The following is a 24775-nucleotide window of genomic DNA, read 5'->3' on the forward strand; positions in this document are numbered from 1 at the left end:
CTGTATAGAGGGCGAAAACCGCGGTACCACCTCCATTCAATGAACTTGTCATTATCTTTAATGTCTTTATAAAATTGTATAGTGTTAAGTAGCATGTTAAAGCAATTTTCATGACTCGCAGCAACCGTCACTTTTCTGTAGAAAATCTATTTCTCTAACAATTCTTAACAATTAATTATAGCGTCTTTTTAAGTCAAGGTCAAATAGAAATTATTTTTGACCAACTGTGGAGGCAATACCACCAGTCCCTTTGTTTGAAGCAAATTGAGACAAGATATCAGCAAAAGCTTTTTCTTTAATCTTAACATTAGCTTTATCAAGGGTAGCTGCGATGACTTTATTTTGGAAAGCTGTGTCTTTTTGTTTTGAATTCATAATGATTTCAGTTAAGCGTTTCTTGTATTCTTTCCAATCTGCTTTCTTCTCAGCTTTTTTCACCATATTGACGATGAAATATTTTTTCTGATAAGTCGATGAGTCCATAACAGTAATTAATTCTGATTTAGAACCATCTTTTAATTTAGTAGCAGCATCGATAACGTCACTTGGCAAGTCATTACTTGCAGAATCAAAAGTAAAATCAACTTTTTTGTTGCTTTCGATAGTGTTATCTTTAGCAATCTTAGCAAAATCAGCACCGTCAGCTTTAACTTGTTCTAAGACTTTCTTAGCTTTATCAGCATCATCCATAGCGATAACTTGTGTTGTCATATCTGGAGTATAGGCATCATAAGCTTTTTTATAATTCGCATCTGTTAATTCTTTTTTAGCAGCTTGCTTAACCGCATATTCAACAAGCATTGTTGAACGAACTTGTTTTTTGTATGCTTCAGGTGTTAAACCTGCTTGAGAGAGTGCATCTGAGAACGATGAACCATATTGTTCTGCAGTTTTATTATAAGATTCTTCAACTTTTTTCTCAGAAACTTTCTTACCATACTCTTGTTCAAAAACACGTGCCATGATTAAACTTAGCATAGTTTGTTTGGCTGCAGTTGTTTCTTTAGCTTCTTTATAGAAATCTGTTACGGTGATAGTGTCACCTTTCATTGTTGCAATTTTAGTGCTGTCATTCGTTGAACTACAAGCAGCCAGTGTCATCACTGAAGCCAAAGTTACAAAACCAGTAACTAGCTTGTTTGATTTTTTCATTTTAGTGAGCTCCTTTTTATCTTTAACCAATTCATTATAACATACTATCTTAAATATTACTTAATCTCCCATTCAATCAGTTCTTGGTTTTTTCGAACCATTAATAGACCATCACTCAAAGGTAGCAAACTCGAAGTCAAGCCCGGATGGTTAAGAGTAACGTCAAATAATTTATGAAGGCCACGATAAATGGTTCTTTGTCCTCGACGCACCTCTTCAATCGGCTTAGCGATATCGCCACCTTGGAAGACATCATCAAAAACAATTAGACCACCGACCTTTAAATGCTTTAAAATTTCTGGCAAAAAGACAATATATTTAGACTTAGCTGAATCCATAAAAACAAAGTCATATTCTTGATCAAGCTGACTCAAGACATCAGCTGCATCCCCCTCAAGCAATTGGATTTGCTTACGATGATCATATTTTGCAAAGTTTTCCTTAGCAAAAGCTATCATTTCCGGATTACGATCAATAGTTGTAATCTTAGCATCAGGTGCATTTTCAGCCATCAATAATGCTGAAAAGCCAATAGCTGTACCAATTTCTAAAATATTCTTTGGCTGTAATGATTGCAAAAGCACCCGAAAATAAGCCACCACTTCATGTTGAATAATGGGAATATTTTCCTCTTTAGCAAAAGCCTCAATCTCAGCTAAAAAGCCAGCATTAGTTGCTTGCTTTGTTCTTAAAAAGTCAACAATTTCTTCTTTCACAACAGGACGACGCATGTTGTGATTTGCATTTTTACTATACGATTCTACCATTAGTCTAGGATAGCATAGACCAAGAGACAGTGTCAAGAATTGCGGAGTTGACGGATTGGATATGTCGCTATCTTATTAATCTTTACACTTTATCAAAAAAAATACGTGGACCTTGTTTATCCGTCCTCGTATTTTTTTAAAAGGTAGCTAAGTAAATGATATCTTGATCAGACGAAATTGCCGTTGTACTAACACTTAAAAAAGTATCAAAATATAATAGATTTTAATAGTATGTTTCCTTTAATAGCATGTCAAGAATTTTCTATTTTCTCTGCTAGATGCTTTTCAACTTCTTCTTTTAGACTTCGGCTTGTTTTGCTAATATCCTGACTTCGTGAAATGGCTGAAATGACTGCAATACCATCAGCTCCATTAGCAATAATAGCTTCAACATCTTCCTCTTGTATACCACCTATAGCAACAATAGGTAATGCTTTGTCAACTTCTCGTACACCTTGGATTAAGGAAAGACCAGTTGGCGTTTTGGCATCCGCTTTTGAGATTGTAGCCTTATAAGGACCAAGTCCTACATAATTAACTAAATTCAATTGGGAGTGATGGAATTCAGTCATATTATTGATTGATAGACCAATGATTTTATCTGGAAAAAGTTTTCTTGCTTGTTCAAGTGGCATATCATCCTGACCAATATGGATACCATCAGCATCCAATTCTATTGCCAAATCAATATCATCATTAATGATAAATGGGACCCCATAAGACTGACATAATTTTTGTGCAGCTAGTGCTAAGTTTCTTTTTTCAATCCCATCCTTGGCACCATTTCCTTTTTCTCGAAATTGATAAAGACTTATTCCAGCTTCTAGGGCTTTTTCTAAAGTCGCTAATAGATTACCATTCGGACAGTCTTGACTACCACAAATAAAGTAAAGAGCTAGTAGTTCTTTATTCATGACTTACTTTTATCCTTTCTTCCACGTCTTTATCTTTGATGTTATAAAGAGCATCGAGAAATGCTATCTGATAACTTCCAGGACCTTTATTTGCGCTAGCTTCTTCAGCTAATTCTCCAGCGATATTATAGCTTGAAAGGGCCTCGATTAAGCAGTCTTTATACTGGCTTGGGTCAGCTACCGCTATGAAAGCAGCAAGTACTGCTCCCAGAAGGCAGCCTGTTCCCGTAACTAGCGGCATCATAGCAGAGCCATTTTCCAAAAGTGTCACTGAGCCATCAAGGGCAATAGCATCTCTTTCACCAGTGATAACAACTGGCATCTGAAAGGCTTTTTCTGCTCGCAAGGCTAAACCAGCTACGTCTTCGATGAAACCACCATCTGGTCCTTTTGACTCTTGCTTTTCCCCTAATAAGGCAGCAATTTCACTAGCATTTCCTCTCAGTATTGTAATAGGATGGTTTTTAACAAGCTCTTGTGAGATGGCTAAACGGACCTGACTTGCCCCAGCAGCAACTGGATCAAGGACGACTGGAACATTATTTTCACTAGCTATTTTGATGGCCGCTTGATAGTTTTCTAAACTCTTTTCAGAAAGAGTGCCGATATTGATTAAAAGGCCGTTAGCAACTTTAAGCATATCCCTTAAATCCTCGACATAGTCGCTCATTGCTGGGACTGCACCTAAAGCTAATAAGCCATTAGCCGTAAAGTTTTTAACCACATCATTGGTCATTGAAATCACAAATGGTTTTGACTCTCTTAATTTTTCTAAAAACATTTTATTCTCCTTTATAAGTTGTGTGATTGACAGGGCCATTGCCCTTACCTAATTCCGGAGCTGTTTCAATAGCTTTAGTAATAAAAGCCTTGGCTGTCGAAAAGGCTTGACTAACTGATTTGCCTTTAGCTAATTCAGCAGCAATAACAGCCGCAAAGGTACAACCAGTCCCGTGCGTATGTTTGGTGTCCACGCGCTGACTGCTTAACATTTTAATGGAACCATCTTCTAAGAAGAGATAGTCAATTGCTTCCCCTTCTAAATGTCCTCCTTTGATAATGACATTCTTTACTTGATAAAGTGACTGGATATCGCGTCCTGCCCTGATAATACTCACTTCATCTGTAAGAGGACGATCTATAATGACTTCTGCTTCCATGAGATTTGGCGTAATAACTGTGGCTAAAGGAAGTAATTTCTGACGTAAGGCTTCGATGGCATCCTCATTAATCAACCGATGACCACGGGTTGCGACCATAACAGGATCTAGCACATAAGGAATGTCTTGATGGTCTTGCAAATAGTCAGCCACTAAGTCAATAATCTCGAGGCTGGCCAACATACCACTTTTAATAGCTTGAGGCGGAATATCTTCAAAGACACAATCCAATTCTTGCTTAATGAAATCGACCGACACATTTTCCACTGCTCTGACGCCACAGGTGTTTTGGGCAACCAAACTCGTGATGACCGCCATGCCATAGACATTCCGAGCTTGAAAACTTTTTAAATCGGCCATAACACCAGCACCGCCACTTGGGTCAGTTCCAGCAATGGTTAAAACAGTATGTAATTGAGTCATCTTAATCCTCCCATTTTTCTTGATCTACAGCCATTTGAAAGAAGCGTCTCTCATGTTGGCATGATTTCATAAAATTATCGATCAGTGCAGCCTTCTCCAAATTATCCATAGCAAGGGAATACTTTTCAATCAGGTCAAAAAAGAAATCCATAATCCCATCGCTGGACCGATCTTCATAAAAGTCAATCCAATTTCGGAATGGGTGTTGATCTCCGATTTGGTGATTGGCTTTAATCTTTTTGGCGATTTCATGATATAGCCAAGGGCAGGGAGCCATTGCCGACAAGGCTCCTGCGATACCCTGTTCATGAATGGCATAAAACATGTGCTTGATATAATGATCGGCACTAGGGTACCATTCTCCATCTTGGATGATTTCAGAATAGGGGATTCCCGTATATCTTGCCAGACATTGATGAGGACCCTCAATTCCCTCTAACTCTTTATTGATTAAAAAATCAATTTGACCTAAGAAGAACTGCTTTTCTTCTCTGCTTTTGGCTTTGGCTAAGCAGAGAGCATAAATATCGGCAAATTGTTTTAAATAAATATGATCCGCTTTTAAATAATGACAAACAGCCTCGAAATCAAGATTACCAGCAATAATGCCTTGAATAAAGGGGTCATCATAGATAATGTCAATATATTTCTGTCCGCTAGCAATCATTTTTTCTCGTAACATAAATTTCCTCGATTCTATCCAATTTCTCAGTAGTTTAGTGAGATCCAAATCAGCAATACTGATAATAGCCAACTAGCAAATAGTAATCCATAATCCCTTTTCTTAATTTGATAGGTATGGGCATAGGTCCGCTTTTCTTGAGCATTAAACCCTTTTGACAGCATGGCCATTTCCAAATAGTCAACCCAATAAATCGTCTTAAACAAGAGTGATAGGAGCAATTTAGGTGACATAAAAGTGATTTTTTGACCTCTCAGCGCAAAGGCTAATTTGTTGCGTTTGTACTGTAATTTAAGTTGTGGCATCAGGTTAAAGATGGCGAGTATGCCATAGGTAAACTGGCTAGGTAAGTCAAAATTCTGATGCAGTGATACTAGAAAGGCATAGGCATCATGAGCTGTTAAAAAGAGCAAGCCAAGATTCATAAAGAGCACAGGTCTCAATGCAACTGTGAAGGAGAGGATGAGATTGTGAGCATTCCTGCCCCAAAAGTAAGTTCCCAGAAAAATGGAAAGCATTAAGAGACTGGCGATGCCATTAAGTCTAAGAAAATGGCGCCATTCCACATGGCTTGCTAATAAAAGCAACCAAACCAGAGCTAATAAAGTTAGGGTGACTATGAGGTTTAGGGTAAAGCTGAAAGTGAATGTAACAAGCAATAGGGCTAGAAAAAGCATGGATGGATTATAGGATTTTATATTAAGCATGCTCTACCTCCACAAACCTATCCGCAAGCAAAGTCTTAAGGTGATCATCATGGCTTGTAAAAATCAGGCCACATTGATGCTGATTAAAATAGTCCAAAATTAAATTGATAATTAATTGTGCATGATAGGCATCTTGACCATAAGTGGGCTCATCCAAAAGGATTAGTTTAGCCTGGCTAGCCAATATTATACCAACTGCTAAACGCCTTTGTTGTCCCTGACTCAATTGAAATGGTGATAAATCCTTTTTATCCCACAAATCTAATTTTTCTAAAATTGCTTTTGTCTTAGATTGATTCCGACAGCTTTGAAAAATTTCATCATAAACCTTAGCATAGATAAACTGTTCTAAAGGATTCTGAAACAAGAAGGCAAGCTCTTGCTTTTTAACCATTTGAAAGACATCTGCTTTCTTAGGATAGAGACCCAAAATTCCCAGGAAGAAACTTGATTTGCCCGACCCAGAAGGGCCATTTAAACAGATGATTTCATTTTCACTCAAGCTGATATCTGGATATTCCTGATGATGGCCCTTGTCAATTCTGACTTTCAAACCCTTAGTTTCTAGTAATTTTTTGCCTAATGGCAGAGCTTTTTTGCCAATGGATAGTGCTGGCATGGCATTTTGTAAGTGCTGATAACTGACTGCAGTGAGACCATTTTCAAACCAATAATAAGTATCCATTTGGTCCTGGTAATAGGCAAACAAATGATCGATGCAAATCAGAATGGCTCTATGCTGTGCTTGATAGGCAAGCACAAGCTTAAAAAGAGCTTTGGCACTGCTAGAATCCAAGTTGGCAAAAGCCTCATCAAGAATAATGACTTTGGGCTCTCGTAAGAACAGACAGGCTAAGGACAACCTCTGTTTTTCACCCTGAGATAAGCTGTCTAATTTTCGTTTCTGAGTATTAGGTAAACCAACCTGTTCAAGAACCAGTTTGACTCGATTAGTCATTTGATTTTTCGGAGTTCTTTGATTTTCTAAAACGAAAAAAAGCTCGTGTTCGACAGTATCCATACAAAATTGTAGGTCTGGATTTTGAAAGATTAGACCGACCGATTCTGACTTTATCTCTTCCCCATCTAGAGTGATTGACCCTTGCTGGGCTTTTTTTAGTCCAGCTAAAAGATAAGCTAAGGTTGATTTACCACAGCCTGAATAGCCTGAAATGAGTACTCTTTGGCCTACTTCAATTATTAAACATAAGTTTTCAAAAAGTGAAGCTTTCTCGGAGAAGCCATAAGTTAGATTATGGATTTCTAACATAGGCTAGGCCTTTTGTCCTAAGGCATATGATTGTAAGACTCCGGCTGCTTGTAGCTTGTCACACAAGGCTTTTGTCATAAGAAAGAAAACAATTGATGACAGAGTTCTTACTAAAAGCATGGTTAGGTTATAGGAAATAGAATAGGCAGCTAAGCCATTAACAAAATACGACCAAACATAAGAAAAGACTGACGTTAGAATGGCTGAAAGAATAAAGTTTGGCCATTCAAATTTTCTATAAGCAGAAACTGTAAAGCCAAGTTCTGATCCTAAACCTTGTAAAGTCCCAATAATTAAGACGCTGGGTCCATAAATAGAGCCAATAAGTACTTCTACTAAGGCAGCTAATACCTCCGTCACAATGGCGGTCCCTGGTTTTCTTAGAATATAGAGGGCCATTGGACCTGCCACAAACCAGATACCATAAATAATTTCATGGGCAATGGGACCAATGAATGGTACAAAAAAGCTTGAAACATATCCGGCTCCAAAATAGACAATCCCTAAAACAACAGATAACAAGGCAATTAATAAGACATCTCTTAAACTAAATGATTTCATTTTCTTCCTCCATTTTTTAAATAAGTGTCATATGACTTAGTACTATTCGTGCTAAGCTAATCCATAAGACAAATCCATAAGTAACTGATTTTTAATCAATATCGTTATACATAGCTTCTTTGACGTAAACACCTCATCCTTTCTTAATATCATTTTCAAAAATAGACAGACGAAAAACACCCCATTTGCATGCAAATGGGGTGTAGAGAAAATTCTTAAGATTATTTCAAAGCATGCTTTGAAAAAAACCACTACAAAAAATAATGGTACACATTTCCCTGCGCCAGTGCTAACTGTATCAGGTTCAATGGGTATAATCTCAGCTTTACGCACCCCAAATGTCTAATTCATTTTGATAAGCAAATCTTATCATATTTTACTTTTTATGACAAGGCTTACATTTTTAGTATTACCTTAAAATAGTGGACAGTTGATCCAAATCTGTGATAGCAAAATCAATTGTCTCCTTGGCAACTTTCTCTAGGGGGTAAACATCATTAAGCAGGTAAATGGTCTCTATACCAGCCTTTTTAGCTTCCAGAAGATTTTTCCAAGAATCTTCAACCATCGCTATTGAATGCTTTTCAAGCTCATAAAAACTTATAATGCTATTCAAAAATTCTATATCTTTACTGTCCGAATTATAGTCAAATGTTGAAATGACTTGTTGGAAATAAGGAAGTAACCCGTTGGCTTCTAAACCTGCTTTGGCCAAGTGACCATAATTACTAGTCACAGCATAGAGGTTATATCCTTTTTTTATCAAATAAGGTAATAATTCCTTTGTGCCACTCTTTAAAGTAACAGATTTGTATTCCTCAAGTAAATACTCTTCCTTAGCCACCTTAAATGATGTCTCATCCAGAAAATCCGCTAAAAGATGAGTCAAGTAAAGATCTGCTTGATCCATCTCCAAGCTCCAAAGCTTGGCCTGAAGCTCATCTGTAAAAGGGATTCCATATCTTTCAAGTAAACTCTTAACCATCTGATCCCAAATATCATAAGAATCAAATAAGACACCATCAAGATCAAAAAATACTATTTTCTGCAAATTGCATCTCCTTCTTAAGTCTCTGAAACTTCAGCTTTTTCAACAATTTTATTATAACTAAAAACCCTAGTCAAGGCTAGGGTTGATTACTACATTATTTTTTTGCAAGACGTTGTCGTAACCAGAAGGAAATTGCCAAAGCAAATAGATACATCCCGATAAAAACGGTTAGGGTTGTGGAATAACTTTTAGTTAATTCAAAAGTCCAAGAGAGGAGCATAGGACCAACCAAAGCAGCAATTCCCCAAGCTGTTAAAATATAACCGTGCAAGGTGGCCAATTCTTTTGCTCCAAAAATATCACTGAGATAAGGAGGGATGAGAGAGAAACCAGCACCATAACAAGTCATCAAGATGGCCATTGCAAGAATAAAAAGTGTTGGTACATGGAAGAATAACAAGGACAGCGACATTAGAATATTGACCATAAAGAGAATAATAAAGGTCAGAGGACGACCAATAAAGTCCGAAAGACTTGCCCATAAAAGACGTCCAAAACCATTAAAGACACCCATTAAGCCAACAACAACAGCTGCTGCTTCCACTGACATTCCAGCTAAATCTTGTGCCATCGGTGCAACTACAGAGATTAAACCTAGACCACAAGAAATATTGATGAAGAGGACAATCCAAAGAATGTAAAATTCTTTGGTTTTTAAGGCTTGTTTTGCGACCATACCATGATGAAGATTAGTATTCGATTGCCCTTTAGCTTTGGCTACCAATTGCGCAAATTCTTCATCACTTGGTTTCTTAATGAATTGAGCTGCTAATAGCATGACAACAAAATAGATGAAACCAAGAATATAGAAGGTCTTAACAAGACCAACAGACTCCATGAATTTTTGAGCAACAGGACTGGTAAGTAATGATGCGAAACCAAAGCCCATAATGGCTAAACCAGTGGCTAAACCTCTTTTATCTGGGAACCATTTGATAATGGTCGATACTGGTGTAATATATCCTGATCCTAAGCCCAAGCCTCCAATTACCCCATAACCCAAGTAAAGTAACCATAGTTCTTTTTCTTGAATTGCTAAGCCAGCAATAATATTACCACTAGCATAAAGTAGGGCTGATAAGCTACCAACTAAGCGTGGTCCAAACTTTTCAACTAATCGACCCATAAAGGCAGCCGACATGCCTAAACAAAAAATGGCTAAAGAAAATGCAAAAGCTACTGAAGATTGACTCCATCCTGTTACCATCATAATTGGATTACGGAAGACACTCCAAGCGTAAGTTGAGCCTAACATGAGATGGAAAATAACGCCAGCACCGGCCACGATATAACGATTTGTACTTTTCACGATGATACCTTTCTAAAAACAAACAATAAAAACCCTAACATAAGTAATAGTTAGGGTTTTAGTTTATTATACTAATTATTTTTTGTCAAAGTATTTGATTTGCAGATAAAAAACGTATGTTTTTAAAAATAGATGTAGGAATCTTCGAATTTTGCGACTAGATAATCACAGGCAGACAGATCCTGTTTAGGATAATCAGGATTCGCAAAACCAATACAAATCATACCCGCAGCTTTAGCCGCTAAACTACCATTCTTAGTATCTTCAAAAACAAAAGTCTTCTCAGGTTCAGCTCCCAATAATTGAGCCGCACGTAGAAAAACGTCTGGTTGGGGTTTAGAATGAGCCACTTCTTCCCCACTAACGGTTACTTTAAAATATTGGCTTAAACCAAGTGCCGCTAAATTTTTTTCAATATCATCTTTGGGTGAGGAAGAGGCTACAGCTAACTGATAGCCCTTATTAGCTAGAAACTGAATAAGCTCCTTTGCTCCTTTAATTGCTTTAACGCCATCTCGATCAATCATTTCTTGGCGTCTGCGATTCATTTCAGTAATGAGGACTTCTACTGAATCCTCTAACTGGCATTCTTCTTTCATCACTCGCCACATGTAGTCAAAAGTAGTTCCCATAAATTGATACTGATAGCTTTCATCTGTATCGATACCACGATCTAATAACATTTCTGTCTTACTGCTTAAGAAGGTATATTCGGAATCAACGATAACCCCATCCATGTCAAAAATGACCCATTTTCCCATATTCTTCTCCATAATTAACCTCTCAAAATTGCTTCTATCGCGATTGCTAAATCCTATTATAGAAAAAGATAGTCGAAACTATCTTTTCCGTATTATAGGTGTGCGCCTTTTTCAACTAATGTTTCTAATTCTGTTAAACGTTCTTCAAAGACCTTGAAAGCCGCATCAAGATAGGCGTCATTTGTCATATCAACACCAGCTTTAGCAATCACATCTAATGGATAATCAGAATTACCAGCCCTTAAATAATCTAAGTAATGGTCGATATCGGATTGTTGACCATGGACAATTTTATTAGCTAAGTAACTTGCTGCCGCAAAACCAGTAGAATATTGGTAAACGTAATAATTATAGTAAAAATGAGGAATGCGAGCCCACTCATATTGAATATAATAATTATCTTCTTTGGCTAAACCATAGTATTTAGCATTCAAATCAGCGTAAAGATTGTTCAAGAAGTCGCTGGTTAAGACTTGTCCATTTTGATCAGCTTGATAGATAGCATGCTCAAATTCGGCAAATTGACTTTGACGGAAAATAGTTCCTCTAAAACCATCTAAGTAATTATTAAGAATCGCAAAGCGTTCTTTTTCATCAGTCACCTCTTTGAGGAGTTCCTCGGTTAAAATATTTTCATTTGTGGTTGAGGCAATCTCCGCCAAGAAAATACTGTAATCACCATAGACATAAGGTTGATTCTTACGCGTAAAAGTTGAATGCAAGCTATGACCTGTTTCATGAACAAGGGTATATAAATTATCTAAATTATCTTGCCAATTTAAAAGCATGAAGGCATTGGTATCATAAGAACCACCAGAATAAGCGCCTGAACGTTTTCCTTTATTAACATGGACATCAATCCATCTTTCAGAAAATGCTTCATGGACGTAATCGCTATATTCTTTACCAAAAATGGCTAATACTTTTTCAGCTTTATCTAAAGCTTGATCATAATTAAGAGATAAGTCCGTTTGTGACAATGGTGTATAAACATCGTACATTTTTAGACTGTCCACTCCTAAAACTTTTTGACGTAATTTGAGATAACGGTGCAATAATGGTAAATGACGGTTAACAGCTTCTAAAAGTGTTTCATAAACTTTTTCAGGGATAAAGTTAGCACTCATTGCTGCTTGACGAGCAGATTCATAATGATGAACACGCGCCTTAAAATTATTCACTTTAACATTGGTTTGCAGTGTTTTAGCATAAGTGTGTTGGAATTGTTCGTAGGTACTATATAGAGCTTCATAGGCAGCTTGACGAACTGACCGATCTTTAGATTCCATCAAATGGATAAAATTACCGTGTGTGATTTCAACTTCATTGCCATCTTCATCTTTAATGATTGGGAATTGAATATCGGCATTGTCTAAGAGACCAAAAGTTTCTTCAGCGCCATTAAAGATTTCTGAAGCACCCGCTAATAATTCTTCTTCTACTTGGCTAAGAACATGGTCTTTATTTTTTAATAATTTTTCAAAGAAATGGTGATAGCTTTCAAGTTTTTCTTCTTCATTAAGATAGGTTTCAAATTGCTCTTGGCTAATTGTCATAAATTCAGGCTCATAGAACGAGAAAACTTCACTGAATTTTGCATAGAGAGCTGATGCTTTTGATTGATATTCTTGATATTTAGCTACAGTTGTATCTTGGTCATTCTTCATTGACGCATAAACATAGATCTTTTCAATACGACGAGACAAGTCCAATTCAATCTCTGTTGTTTCTAACAATGTTTTTGCGGAATCAAGTAAATGTCCTGCTAGTCCTTGAGCTTTATCTAACTCTGTTTTAAGAAGCTCTACTTCTTTTTCCCATTCTTGGTCGCTTGCAAAAATCGTACTTAAATCCCAAGTGTATTTTTCGTCTAAATGACTTCTGTTATCTGCCATCATATCCTCCTAAAAATTTCTTACTTCCATTTTAACATAAAAATAGGGAGGGTAGAGGGTTTGTACCTGTTTATTCCTAATATTCTTATAATATAAAAAAAAAGTTGTCACCGTCTCTTAGATAGTCTTTATCAATCTGGCAAAAACCAATCTCAGATAGGGGTGGATGAAAAAATGGAAAAAAATCCTCCGCCTTTTTCATCAGGATATTTTCCCCTCGTAAATAGGCATTTTCTTGTTCTCTTAACCAATAAGGGTTTTTCCGGCGTAAAGCTTTTTGAATCTTCACCAAAAGATTTTTGGGCATCTCTAGAGTCAAGGGCTCAACAAATTGGTCAATGAAGGGGATTCTTAAGATTTTTAACATGTCCGAACTCAATGGAAACTCCCTTGTTTGATAGTAAGTTCGTCCAAAATAATCTTCATGAATGAGGTATTTTAGACGAATACTTTCTTTGGTCAAATCTAATTCCCATAAATGAAAACCAATGGTGCGCGAATACAAAAGAAATTGTCGCTGTAGCTGACTTAATTTTCTCCCCAACCATAGTGATTTGCCTAACAACCAACGAACATGAAAACCTTCCTTCTGATAAGCCAAAGTCCGCTCTCTCAAGCGCTCAATGGCTAATGTACTGCATTGAATTTCCAAGGCAAGGCGGTTATTGACAAGCAAATCAGCCACCTGCTCACAGTCGTCCAAATACTTTTCAATTTCCACCTGATGAAAAGGCCTCAAGTTGCGGTAAATCAAAGCCTTCAAACTTAAATGCTCCTCTGACTCGTTTTCCCAAGCATAATGACAATTCCCCACACGTAGATGGGCAAAGTGCGGTCGCATAATTTTTCCATTCTTGAAGCAAAGCTTCCCCCGACACAGGGGACAAAAGTAAGCACCTGATACTGGCAAGCCATCAAGTAAACAGAAAATTTTTCCGTCAGAATCTAAAGCCTTTAACATAGACACCTCCACTTTCCATACTTCTTTATTCGAAAAAAAAGAGTTATCCGAAGATAACTCACAAAAATTATTTTTTCTGCAAGAGTGGGAAAAGGGCCAGACTAATCACCATAAAAGCCGTACTGATTAAGAAAGGCGTTGTGAAGGCCTCCAAATGAAAGGCTGCGGGAATTTTAGTGAGTAGTACCGGCGTTAAAATAACCCCAATGTTCCCTGCGGTAATAGCCAAGCTGGTCACAAAGTGGATATGCTCTTGACTATAGCTTTTTGCGATTAAGTAAAAGACGGATGACATGGTTCCGACAAAACTAGCTCCGATCAGAACGGAAGCCAGAACAAAGAGAATTGGCCATGGACTAAGAGCAAAGAGGAAATTGCCAAGTGCCATCAAGGCAAGCATGACTAAGAGCGCTTTTTCTTTGAGGAATTTGGTTAAGAAGCCAAATAAGAGACCAGAGAAAATTCCTGAAAAGGCTAAAACTGTCAGCATATTACTAGCAAAGAAGCTTGAATAATGGTATTTGGTCACCAAAAGAGTTGGAATTTTAACCGTTGCCCCAATATAAGCAACGCCCACTAAAAAAGTAATCACCATTAACATAGCAATCTTAGCATCAAAAATGCGGGCTGACTTTAAGGATACTAATTCCTTGTCTAAACCTGGTACCTTTGCATTGAAGAAGAAATAAACAGGAATAACCAGGAGGTAAACCAAGTAAGTATAATTAACGCCAATCATGAGGGCCAAACCAACCATAAAAGTGGTTAAGGCTTTACCAATATTGAGAGTCGCGGTCCGGAAACCAATCATACTAGCTCTTTCATCACCCTCATAAAAATCACTCAAGATACTGATAGACAGTGAATTATAAAGCCCAATCCCAATTCCAAGAAGTAAACGAGCTAATAGAACAAGGACAAATTTACTGGTTAAAAATGAGACAATACCTGAGATTAAAATCAGGATTAAGCCAAGACGAATGGTCTTCAATTTACCAATTTTTGCCACCACAAGATTACTGAGGAGAACAAAAAGGGTAATCATCATGCTGGAATGGTCACCAAGGTTTCCACAGAAGCCAAGCCAATATGGGGATTTGCCCCATGATAGAGTTGATACAACTTAGGAATGGCCGGAGCAATGGCTAAGTGTGACATCAAGAAAAGTGAAACGGACAAGATGGCCCATTTGGTCGACAATTTATGTGACATAAAAAAACTCCTTAAAAAATGATCCTTAACCAGTATAGCGGTAGCAGGTCATTTTTTCAAGGATTGTGAATTATTTCATGATATTTCCATCATATTTTCAGTCCAAGTAGCTTTTTAAAAGGCTAATCTCCTTCTGACTTAATGTTCGATACTTGCCGACAGCCAAATCTCCCAAGTGAAAATCTGCGAAGCTTATTCTCTTCAAAAAAGTTACCTTAAGACCATAGGCTAGGAACATTTTTTTGACTTGGTGGAATTTCCCTTCAGAGATAGTCACCTGCGCCGAAGACAAATTCGGACTGCTAGACAAAATCTCCAAGGCTGCCGCTTTACAGACCGTGCCGTCAAGGAAGCGAACCCCAGATCTGAAGAATTCAGGCGCGTCATCCCCTAAATAGCCATTAACCTCCACATAATAGGTCTTTGTGACATGGTGCTTGGGATGCAGCATACGAAAGCCTAGGGGACCATTATCCGTTAACAAGACCAAGCCCTCCGTATCCCGATCCAGCCGACCAATGGGGTAAAGATCCGGCCAACGATCTTGATCAGATAAGCAGTCTAGAACAGTAGGATGTTGGGCATCACTACGAGCACAGATATGTCCATTAGGTTTATTGAGAATATAATAATGATGCCCCTGCCCTTCTAACAAGTGATCTCCTAAAGTAATGGCTTGCAGGCCTGAGTCAACGTTCTGACGGCCAGAACTTGCAACTTGCCCATCTACTAAGATTTCTTGATTTTTTATCAGTTTTTTGACCTGGCCTCTTGAGCCAATTTTTTGAGCTTCTAAAAATTTATCTAATCGCATAAAAATAGTGTAACACAAAAAGCGGAAGATGGACTTCCGCTTTTCTTCAAGTTTTTTCTTAAAGGCTTTCTAATTCTGAGGCCGCCTCTTGGTCAACAATGACAATGACATTGTCATGCTTTTGCAGCACTGACGCAGGAAGATCCTCTGTTACAGGTCCAGTAATCATTTCTTTGATGGCATGGGCTTTTTCTTTGCCAAAAGCCATTAAAATAATGGTTTTTGATTTCATGATTGATGCGATCCCCATAGAAATAGCTTGTTTAGGAACATCTTCACGAGAGGCAAAGAAACGGCTATTAGCTTCGATAGTTGATTCTTGCAAGTCCACAACATGAGTTGTCATATCAAAAGATGTGCCAGGTTCATTAAAGCCAATGTGACCATTACGACCAATACCAAGAATTTGGAAATCGATTGGGTGTTGAGCGATGACCCCATCATAAGCCTTTACTTCAGCATCCAAATCACTTGCAAGTCCATTTGGTAAGAAGTTTTCTTTAAAAGGTTTCGCATTAAAAAGGTTGTCACGCATAAAGTAATCATAACTTTGGTCATGTTCTTTAGCCAGACCCACGTACTCATCTAGGTTGATGCTTGTCATATCAGTGAATTCCAAATCAGATGCCACCACTTCTTTATAAAAAGCAAGCGGTGTACTACCAGTAGCTAATCCCAATGTCTTAGCCCCATCTGCCATAGCTTCTTTCAATAACGTAAAGGCCACTTGGCCACCTTCTGTTTGATTTTGAACACGAATAACTTTCATGATATCTCCTTTATTGGTATAGACCTATTTATAATTCTATTATATGGTATAGACCAATATTTGTCAACTATCATTTCTTTTTTAAGCTAGACTAATGACGTAGTATCACGAGCATGCTATAATAGTTAAGATTTGGTTTGCCTGGACAGGATAAAACCAGTAAAGGAGCAAGAATGAATACAAACGATTTTGATTTTGAATTACCCGAAGAATTAATCGCCCAAACACCACTGGAACAAAGAGATAGCTCAAAGCTACTGATTATTGATCACGAAAAAAAGACCATGGTTGACAGCCACTTCGATCACATCATCGACCAACTCAATCCAGGCGATGCCCTAGTTATGAATAATACCCGCGTCTTACCAGCCCGCCTACATGGTGAAAAACCAGATACCCACGGGCATGTAGAGCTTTTACTTTTGAAAAATACCCAAGGGGATGACTGGGAGGTACTGGCTAAACCGGCCAAACGCCTTAAGGTTGGAAGCCAAATCTCATTTGGTGATGGTCGCTTAAAAGCAACTGTCCTTGAAGAACTTGAGCATGGTGGTAGAATCGTCTCCTTTTCTTATGAAGGTATCTTCTTAGAAGTCTTGGAAAGCCTTGGCGAAATGCCACTCCCACCATACATTCATGAAAAATTAGAGGATTCTGAACGTTACCAAACCGTTTATGCTAAAGAAAACGGTTCTGCGGCAGCCCCCACAGCTGGCCTCCATTTCACTCAGGAATTATTGGAAAAAATTCAGGCTAAAGGGGTTCATTTGGTATACCTAACCCTTCACGTCGGACTTGGTACCTTCCGTCCGGTATCGGTCGATAATGTTGATGCTCATGAAATGCACTCTGAGTTCTACCATCTATCAGAAGAGTCTGCCCAAATCCTTCGCGATGTTAAAAAAGCGGGTGGTCGTGTTGTCGCAGTCGGAACAACTTCAATCCGAACTTTAGAAACGATTGGTAGCAAATTTAAGGGAGAGATCCAAGCTGATTCTGGTTGGACAAATATCTTTATCAAACCGGGTTACAAATTTACAGTTGTTGATGCCTTTTCAACCAACTTCCACTTACCAAAATCTACTTTAGTCATGCTTGTATCGGCCTTCGCTGGACGCGAATTTGTCCTTGAAGCTTACAAACATGCCGTTGACGAAAAATACCGATTCTTTAGTTTCGGTGACGCTATGTTTGTAAAATAGTCAGCCTTAAAAAAGACAGACAACTTTAAAAAATTGATTTTGCACTAAAAATAATATACCTACGGCTTTATTTATTTAATAGCAAAAAAATAACCGAGATTTATGTCTCGGTTATTTTGGCTTCAAATTTATTCTTTATTTTGATTAACACGATGCCACTCATTTATGACATAAGTTAAACCAACTAGTTGGTTGTAACCAGGACCAGAAATTTCTTCAGATTTCTCAGTTGACCCACCCAAATTTTTTGTGTAAAGAGCAATCATGTAGGGACTCTTTTCGCAGACAATAGCATCTACATTGAGAGCTTCACGTACGTAGCCCGGCTTTTGATAAACCACTAAATCTGCAGGCAAATAAGTCTTATAATACTGACCTGGGAAAGATTCGCCAATGTAATATAAAATATCCTTATACTTTTCTTTATGTTTCCAAAGGTAATCTAAGACTTGGATATAGTAATCTGTTGTAGTCTTATTACCTTCCTCACGAATAGTCTTTATTTCTGCTTTTGATTTACCATAACGACTAAACTTTTTGTAGGCTTTTTCCATGCCTCCTAAACGTTCCGCTAAGGCGTAGGCAGGCGTATTCTCAGAATAAACTAAAGAATATTCTTGCATATCTGGAATTGACATGGCTCCAGCAAATTGGTTAACATAAGCATTATGTTCCATTAAATACTCATAAGTTGTATTTGTGATGTCAAAGCGCTCGTCTAGAGTGTATTTACCCTTTTCCACTTCATCAACTACCAACATATTTAAAGGTAATTTATAAGTTGAACCAGCAGTCATAGGTTGGGTTTCATTCATGGAATACATTTTACCCGATTCAATATCTTTGTAAGTAAAAGCAATTTGTGAATGATCAATACCAAATTCATCCAAATAAGCCTTAACGGTATCAACTAAACTTAATTTATCGTATTCATAATATAAACCTAAAGAATCCATCCGCGCTAAATCAGCATCCATAACTGCCTTTTTTAGCCTCCGCAGATTTTTTCTTTGGGCTTTTTCTTTTTTTCTTAATAATTTTTTTTTACTTCATCTTTATGTGAATGGGCTTTGCCTTTTTCTAAAGCTGAAACGGTTACAACTAGACCTAAAAAAAGAGCTAGTATAGCTAAAACAACGATTTTAACAGTTTCTGGCATCCCAAAAAATTTTCTATCACGCACAATCTCATCTCCTATAATTATATTTTATATTAATTTAATAAAAAAGCAAGGCTTTGTTGCAAATTTTCGACATTAGTATGTCATTTTGATTACAAAACCTATGTTTTATGGTGTTTTCAAATAATAATAAAATTTTAGAGGTCTCTTTTGTTAAAAAATTAGTAATTTTTTATTTTTTATTTAATTTTGATGAGATATTCATTTCAAAAATACAAAATTCAATACAATCAGCTCTCTTCAAGTGGAAAGAAATAAGTCATGAAATCATTCATAAAAAAAGAGAGTATCAAATTGATACTCTCTAGAACTTAGCTTTTCATCTACCCACTACAGTTGTCAAAGAGCCAAAAAAACTGATCCTGAGGATCAGTTTCTATAGTTTTGCCAAGCTTCTTCTTATGCTTTTGCTGCTTGATATAATTCATCAACTTTATTCCAGTTGATAATTTCAAAGAAAGCTTTGATGTAGTTTGGACGTACATTACGGTAGTTGAGGTAGTAAGCATGTTCCCAAACATCAAGACCTAAGATAGGTTTCTTACCTTGTGAAATAGGTGTATCTTGATTTGCAGTTGAGATAACTTCAAGTTTACCTTCTCCATTAACAACTAACCATGCCCAACCAGAACCGAAACGGCCAGTTGCTGCAGCTGTGAAAGATTCTTTAAAGGCATCAAATGAACCAAATGCTTGGTCAATAGCAGATGCAACATCGCTAGTGATTTCAGTTTTTTCAGGTGATAATAATTCCCAGAAAAGAGCGTGGTTAAGGTGTCCACCACCATTGTTAATCAAGGCTTGACGGATATCTTCAGGAATAGAGTCAACATTTGCTAAAAGTTCTTCAACATTTTCACCTAATTCAGGATGTTTTTTTAAAGCTGCATTTGCATTAGCAACATAAGTTGCATGGTGTTTATCATGGTGAAGAGTCATAGTCTCTTTGTCAATTTGTGGTTCAAGTGCATCATATGCGTATGGAAGTTCAGGTAAAATAATAGCCATTAGGTATTCCTCTTTTCCTTTATTTGATAAGTCTATATTAACGTAATTTGGTAGAGCTTTCAACTATTTTGATTAATAGGAAACAAGTCATTTAAGCTCTTGGAAAGACTTTCTTAACCGTCAATCAACCATGATTTTAAGCATTGCTAAATCAAATAAATAGGCCTTATCATTGACACCCGTTTTGATCTGATAATCTGTCTCAATTAGGTATGCACACATTTCTTCAAAAAACTTAACCGCAGTTGTCGGGAATCTCTCAGGGCGTATTTAACTTGAAAAGGATTAACCATTCGTCCCATTAATTCAGATAAACTTTGAACAATGGCCTGTTCATTCTTTCCTTGCTTTTGTAAAATCGCAATTTGCAGGAATAGACGGAATTGTCCCAATAAAATAGCGATTAATTTGACTTCATCTTCACCAGCCAGTCTTAAGTCATGAACCAAATCAGTAACCTGAGCACTTTCCTTTTGAATTAAAAACCGCGATAAATCAAAAATATTATCTTGTAAGGTCTTCGGTATCGCTTCTTCGATATCCGTCAAGGTTATATGACCATCTTTTTTGTAAGAGCTTAAAAACCTTAGATTTTTGACCATTTGACTAAAATCACCATTAGCTTTAGCAAATAAGCGATCAAAAACACCACTATCAAAGCTTAGCCCTAATTCATTTCCATAAGATTGAAAATAAGACTTTAATTCCTGCTCTTTTAAGAGATTTGCTTCAAATAGCTGGGCATCTCTTTTCAAGAGCTTAACAATCCGTCTTTTTCCATCCAATTTACCTGGAGCAAAAATAATCAGGCGTGTCGTTTCTAAAGGATTTTCTAGATAAGCTTCCAAGGCTTTTAATTCTTGTTCTTTTAGATAGTTCTTTTTTTGTGTGGTAATATCTAATAATTGGTCAAAAATAACAATCTTGGCATCTGCAAAAAAGGGTAGGCTCAAAAGATCCATTTCAGCATCTTGATAGACACCTTCAGACATATCAAAATAGGAATAGACCAAATCATCTTTGTCATAGCCAATTGTTTCCAATAGTCTTTCTTTGATTTGACTGTATTGGCCAAAATCTTCACCAGTCACCAGAGTAATCAAGTCTAAATTTTCTTTAGACAATTTTTTTAATTTTTCAATTGCAATCATGTCCCTATTATATCAAAATTATCGACTATTATATGCATCATCCTTCAACTAATCAAAATTAATGATAGTGACTTAGTGGCAAGTTTCCACCTGCCACTCCTTCCAACCAGTAAAACGAATGGCCCCCTGTTGATCCGTTCGATAAACTGTCATCCCCCTCTCCCTAAATCGGTTTAAGGTCTCAGGATGTGGGTGATGAAAGTGATTATTTTTCCCGGCTGAAACCAAGGCAACTTTTGCAGAAATGTGTTTGAGAAAAACTTTAGAAGAAGAACCTTTTGAACCATGATGACCTGCCTTTAAAATGTCTACAGGTAAGTGGGTGTATTCCTCCATAATATCTTCTTCACCTTCAGCTTCCAAATCACCTGTAAAGAGAAAGTTTTGATTGAGTAGTTTCCCATAAAGGGTAATCGAGTCGTTATTTTTACCATCACCAATTTTCCAGGGGTATAAAACCTGTAAATAAGAACCCATAATTGGCAAGCGGTCACCTGCTTTGACGACACTTGTTGGAACATTTATTTTTTTTAGCCTTGAAAGAAAAGCACTATTCTTTAAACTTCCCTGACTGACTAATATCTCTTTAATATTAATATGCCTTGCTACAGCTTCCATATCTCCAACATGATCATTATCCGTATGCGTCAAAACCAGTTGATCTATCTTACTGATACCACGGCTTTTTAGATAGGGTATTAGCGTTCCCTCAGCATTTGCCTCTTGGTACTTCTTCTGCCAAGCCTCTTTCCCTTGAAAATGTTGACTTCCCCCTACATCAATTAAAATGGTTCGATTCCAAGTATCTCGTATCAAAATACTATCTCCTTGCCCTATATCAACAATGGTTACTTCATTGGTAAATGGCAGCCTGATGCTAAATGATAATACAAAAATGACCACTAGGATTCCAATAGTCTTTCTAAACTCCTTAATGACATGTAAAAGAAAGCCAATTAAAAAGATTAAAAGTAAAAATTGAAAGCTATTAGGTTTTCCGAAAATAATTGCTCTGCTAAAATGTTGCCCTAAACTGCTAACTAATCTTTCCATTAACATAAAGATAGGATTAAAAGAGCTTAGCTTAACAATAGGTGATAAGAGAAAAGCAAGGCAAAGAGCAGGTAGAATAAGACTATCAAAAAGTAGGGAAAAGACCGCTGTTAGGATAATAGCAACTGGGTTAAACTGGCCAAAGAATATCATTAAGAAAGGCAGGAGACAAATACTAAGCACAAATGTTTCCACAAGGATTCGTTTCTTTCCTTCATAGTGGTCACAACTAATAATTGTAATGAAAAAAGCGTAAGCAAAAGAAAGGATTCCTCCAATACTATGAAGAAAATTAGGCTGAAAAAAGAACATGAGAAGGAAAGCTAGAGAAAGATTATCCAATCCTTTCACCTGGAAATTTCTTAAATTTCTTTGCAGTAAACTTCTAATAACGGAAATACTTAATCCAGTTAAAAAAGCATAAACAATTGAGAAAGGCAAATCAAAATAGGGAAAATGATCCTTTGGAATACCACAAATGACGAGGAATTTTCGAAAAAGATTGAGAAAAAAGGAAACTTGCATTCCTGACAAGGCAAAAAGATGAATGATTCCTAATTGACTATAAATCTGGGTCATTTGACCAAATGATTTATCCAGATAACCAAATAATAGGCCCGTCATGTAATCCGACATGGGCTTTGGAAATTGTCTTTGGCAAAGAACAATTCCTTGCCGTCTCCACTTTCTTAAATGCTCAAAAATAGAATTTGCTTTTGAAATCCTTATATTCCTTATGTCACTTATTCGACCGACCCTATATATCCCTTGTTTTTTTAAAAATTCCCGATAGTCAAAGCCTGAAAAATTTCGCATTTGTTCAGCTTTTTCAAGTTTAATAGCTGCAGAAATTAAGAGAAAATCAGAATTTCCTTTAAAAAAATCAGCTTCTTTCTTACTTTTCAATCGATAAAAGATTTTGTAATTATTGTCATGATAATCAGAAGCTATAAATGCCATGGAATCACCATTTATGGATTGGCTATCTGGTATTAAGCGAACCTGATTAGGATTTATGACTTGCTTATTCATCGCTTTTTGCTCTTTCACTTCTTGCAGAAAAAAATAGCCCGTCGCAAAAAGAAGGAGACAGATCATTTTAATAAATAACTTAGGATAATTTTTGATCAAGAGATATGCTGCTAGTAAGTCTACAAGAAACAAAGGCCAACTTGGATAATGAAAACTATAAAAGGCCAATAAAAGGAGGTAAGTGAATTGAATAAGTGGTATAGGAAATCGCTTAGTCAAGGCTGATTTCATTTTTTAACTTTTCTAAAGTCTTTTTTCCAATTCCTGAAATTTTCAAAAGGTCCTCCAGTTTCTCAAATCCGCCAGTAGCTTCTCGAGCCTCGATAATTTCTTGCGCTCTCTTTTCACCAATACCAGGAATCTTTTGCAAATCAGCAACACTTGCCTTATTAATATTGACCTTGCCCTTTCCACCTTCATCTTGAGAAGATTGGGAAGATAAATTTTCCGTGAGATTTACTGCTTTTGCTTCCCCTTTTTGTGCCACATAAATGACCGATCCATCACTTAATTTCTGAGCTAAATTAATAGCTTTAGGGTCAGCTGACTCCTTGAGTCCTCCTGCCATTTCAATTAAATCAGTAAGACGGCTTTCAAGAGGCAAGTGGTAAACCCCCTCTTTCTTAACAGCCCCTTTTAAATCCACCACTATTTCTTGAATAGTTGTCCTATCAGGTTTCGTTTTTGATTCTACTAGCTCAGCTGACACCTCACTATTTTTGGCTATTGTATCAAAATTGACATTAGATGTTTTCTTTTCTGGGGACCTAATGCCCCCAAAAAAGAAAAGACCTAAGGTGACTAGTAAAGCGAAACTTAACAAGGCTGTTAATATATTGGACCAATTGAAGATTTCTGGATTCTTCTCTTTTAAAGCTAATAGTTTTTCTAACATTTTTTCACCTCACTATATCATTCGACTTTTTTTGAAAATAATATCTGAAAATCAAAAAAAAATATCCAGAAGGATATTTTTAAGATTTATGTTTATCTGGATCCCAAACAAAACTTGCAATAACAGTAAAGATGAGGGTTAGTAAGAGTACGATAATCAGTACCAAGGCCAGTGGGATACGATAGAGATAGGTTAAAATATGACGTTTTTTTCCTGTTTGATAAGGTGCATTCTCAGCATCCAAGCGGTTAAATTCCGTTTGAATTCGGTTAGCAACTTCAGCAATTCCTTCATCATTCATGCGTTTAATGTCCGAAATATCAATCGGATGACCAAAATTCATGTCCACGCGCTCACCAGCAATTAATCCTTTGAGCGTCATTGGTCCAGCGTAGCTGCTGGCATAATTTTAACTTTTGCCATTTTAGCAATAACCGCAACGCCACCTTTAACATCTTGAGAATGACGACTACCACTTGGAAACATGACCAAGGACCGGTCTTTCTTTTTCAAAACGTTGACGGGATAACGAATGGCATCCGGCGATGGATTTTCACGATCAATTGGAAAAGCACCACACATTTTGATCCACCAAGCAAAAAGGCGATTGGTAAATAACTCTTTCTTAGCCATAAAGATAAATTGTTTAGGACGGGCAGCAAAAGCCATATAAACGGGATCCCAGAAGGTCCGGTGGGGTGCTACCAAGATATAATTTTCATCTTTATGCAAAATATTTTCTTCATTGTGATAATGGGCGTTGCCGTTCACAACCCATAATATAAAGACAACAAGTCCTCGTAAATAAGCGTAAAACAACTGATTCTCCTTTAATCGATTTGACTT

General features: G+C 37.0%; 21 protein-coding genes, 4 pseudogenes and 1 riboswitch. Of the genes and pseudogenes, 1 reads left to right on the forward strand and 24 read right to left on the reverse strand.

Annotated elements, in window-relative coordinates; genetic code table 11:
- Positions 1 to 210: 210 nt before the first annotated feature.
- The 17 genes and pseudogenes from prsA to nagB all read right to left on the reverse strand — a co-directional run bounded on the left by prsA (position 211) and on the right by nagB (position 16408).
- Positions 211 to 1152, reverse strand: a complete 942-nt coding sequence (prsA, locus tag AT575_RS05150) for a peptidylprolyl isomerase PrsA (RefSeq protein ID WP_102777446.1) — start codon at positions 1150 to 1152, stop codon at positions 211 to 213.
- A gap of 56 nt (positions 1153 to 1208) precedes the next feature.
- Positions 1209 to 1919, reverse strand: a complete 711-nt coding sequence (locus tag AT575_RS05155) for an O-methyltransferase (RefSeq protein ID WP_102777447.1) — start codon at positions 1917 to 1919, stop codon at positions 1209 to 1211.
- A gap of 251 nt (positions 1920 to 2170) precedes the next feature.
- On the reverse strand, positions 2171 to 2833 hold the full coding sequence (gene thiE / locus AT575_RS05160; protein WP_102777448.1) for a thiamine phosphate synthase: 663 nt from the start codon (positions 2831 to 2833) through the stop codon (positions 2171 to 2173).
- Positions 2826 to 3614 (reverse strand): hydroxyethylthiazole kinase, encoded by a 789-nt coding sequence (gene thiM, locus AT575_RS05165; protein WP_102777449.1) that lies wholly within the window; start codon positions 3612 to 3614, stop codon positions 2826 to 2828. The genes thiE and thiM overlap by 8 nt, the downstream gene beginning before the upstream one ends.
- Position 3615: 1 nt before the next feature.
- Positions 3616 to 4416, reverse strand: coding sequence for a bifunctional hydroxymethylpyrimidine kinase/phosphomethylpyrimidine kinase (gene thiD, locus AT575_RS05170; protein WP_102777450.1), 801 nt, complete (start codon positions 4414 to 4416; stop codon positions 3616 to 3618).
- Position 4417: 1 nt separating this feature from the next.
- Positions 4418 to 5098 (reverse strand): thiaminase II, encoded by a 681-nt coding sequence (gene tenA / locus AT575_RS05175; protein WP_102777451.1) that lies wholly within the window; start codon positions 5096 to 5098, stop codon positions 4418 to 4420.
- Positions 5099 to 5124: 26 nt separating this feature from the next.
- A complete protein-coding gene (locus AT575_RS05180; RefSeq protein ID WP_102777452.1) occupies positions 5125 to 5805 on the reverse strand; it encodes an energy-coupling factor transporter transmembrane component T family protein in 681 nt (226 codons plus the stop codon).
- On the reverse strand, positions 5798 to 7075 hold the full coding sequence (locus AT575_RS05185) for an ATP-binding cassette domain-containing protein (RefSeq protein WP_102777453.1): 1278 nt from the start codon (positions 7073 to 7075) through the stop codon (positions 5798 to 5800). Before AT575_RS05185 ends, AT575_RS05180 begins: the two co-directional genes overlap by 8 nt.
- 3 nt (positions 7076 to 7078) lie before the next feature.
- On the reverse strand, positions 7079 to 7636 hold the full coding sequence (locus AT575_RS05190) for an ECF transporter S component (RefSeq protein ID WP_102777454.1): 558 nt from the start codon (positions 7634 to 7636) through the stop codon (positions 7079 to 7081).
- A 258-nt stretch (positions 7637 to 7894) separates the two neighbouring features.
- Positions 7895 to 7983: riboswitch (TPP riboswitch) on the reverse strand.
- A gap of 62 nt (positions 7984 to 8045) precedes the next feature.
- Positions 8046 to 8687, reverse strand: a complete 642-nt coding sequence (locus AT575_RS05195; RefSeq protein ID WP_102777455.1) for an HAD family hydrolase — start codon at positions 8685 to 8687, stop codon at positions 8046 to 8048.
- A 94-nt stretch (positions 8688 to 8781) separates the two neighbouring features.
- Positions 8782 to 9996: an L-lactate MFS transporter gene (locus AT575_RS05200; protein ID WP_102777456.1), complete on the reverse strand. Its 1215-nt coding sequence runs from the start codon at positions 9994 to 9996 to the stop codon at positions 8782 to 8784.
- A gap of 122 nt (positions 9997 to 10118) precedes the next feature.
- Entirely contained in the window at positions 10119 to 10757 is a 639-nt protein-coding gene (locus tag AT575_RS05205; RefSeq protein WP_102777457.1) for an HAD family hydrolase, read from the reverse strand.
- A 92-nt stretch (positions 10758 to 10849) separates the two neighbouring features.
- The gene (pepF, locus tag AT575_RS05210; protein ID WP_102777458.1) at positions 10850 to 12652 is read right to left on the reverse strand and encodes an oligoendopeptidase F; all 1803 of its coding nucleotides are present in this window, start codon (positions 12650 to 12652) and stop codon (positions 10850 to 10852) included.
- A gap of 85 nt (positions 12653 to 12737) precedes the next feature.
- Positions 12738 to 13613 (reverse strand): competence protein CoiA, encoded by an 876-nt coding sequence (locus tag AT575_RS05215; protein WP_245871466.1) that lies wholly within the window; start codon positions 13611 to 13613, stop codon positions 12738 to 12740.
- 67 nt (positions 13614 to 13680) lie between these two features.
- Positions 13681 to 14825 (reverse strand): annotated as a pseudogene (locus AT575_RS05220) (MFS transporter).
- A 97-nt stretch (positions 14826 to 14922) separates the two neighbouring features.
- Positions 14923 to 15639: a pseudouridine synthase gene (locus tag AT575_RS05225; protein WP_102777459.1), complete on the reverse strand. Its 717-nt coding sequence runs from the start codon at positions 15637 to 15639 to the stop codon at positions 14923 to 14925.
- A gap of 58 nt (positions 15640 to 15697) precedes the next feature.
- On the reverse strand, positions 15698 to 16408 hold the full coding sequence (gene nagB, locus AT575_RS05230; protein ID WP_102777460.1) for a glucosamine-6-phosphate deaminase: 711 nt from the start codon (positions 16406 to 16408) through the stop codon (positions 15698 to 15700).
- Positions 16409 to 16581: 173 nt separating this feature from the next.
- On the opposite strand from nagB, the gene queA reads away from it, so the two are divergent.
- Positions 16582 to 17610 (forward strand): tRNA preQ1(34) S-adenosylmethionine ribosyltransferase-isomerase QueA, encoded by a 1029-nt coding sequence (gene queA, locus AT575_RS05235; protein WP_102777461.1) that lies wholly within the window; start codon positions 16582 to 16584, stop codon positions 17608 to 17610.
- A 128-nt stretch (positions 17611 to 17738) separates the two neighbouring features.
- Here the strand turns inward: queA and AT575_RS05240 are convergent.
- The 7 genes and pseudogenes from AT575_RS05240 to AT575_RS05265 all read right to left on the reverse strand — a co-directional run.
- A pseudogene (locus tag AT575_RS05240) lies at positions 17739 to 18599 on the reverse strand (serine hydrolase); the annotation flags it as partial.
- A 41-nt stretch (positions 18600 to 18640) separates the two neighbouring features.
- On the reverse strand, positions 18641 to 18793 hold the full coding sequence (locus AT575_RS10620) for a hypothetical protein (protein WP_165778647.1): 153 nt from the start codon (positions 18791 to 18793) through the stop codon (positions 18641 to 18643).
- A 396-nt stretch (positions 18794 to 19189) separates the two neighbouring features.
- Entirely contained in the window at positions 19190 to 19798 is a 609-nt protein-coding gene (gene sodA, locus AT575_RS05245; RefSeq protein WP_102777463.1) for a superoxide dismutase SodA, read from the reverse strand.
- 120 nt (positions 19799 to 19918) lie between these two features.
- Positions 19919 to 20949: pseudogene (holA, locus tag AT575_RS05250) on the reverse strand (DNA polymerase III subunit delta).
- A gap of 72 nt (positions 20950 to 21021) precedes the next feature.
- Entirely contained in the window at positions 21022 to 23265 is a 2244-nt protein-coding gene (locus AT575_RS05255) for a DNA internalization-related competence protein ComEC/Rec2 (RefSeq protein WP_165778648.1), read from the reverse strand.
- Positions 23246 to 23929, reverse strand: coding sequence for a helix-hairpin-helix domain-containing protein (locus AT575_RS05260; protein WP_102777464.1), 684 nt, complete (start codon positions 23927 to 23929; stop codon positions 23246 to 23248). The genes AT575_RS05255 and AT575_RS05260 overlap by 20 nt, the downstream gene beginning before the upstream one ends.
- A gap of 79 nt (positions 23930 to 24008) precedes the next feature.
- A pseudogene (locus tag AT575_RS05265) lies at positions 24009 to 24748 on the reverse strand (lysophospholipid acyltransferase family protein).
- Positions 24749 to 24775 lie beyond the last annotated feature (27 nt).

The organism is Streptococcus penaeicida (assembly GCF_002887775.1).
In the GTDB taxonomy this organism is placed as follows: Bacteria; Bacillota; Bacilli; order Lactobacillales; family Streptococcaceae; genus Streptococcus; species Streptococcus penaeicida.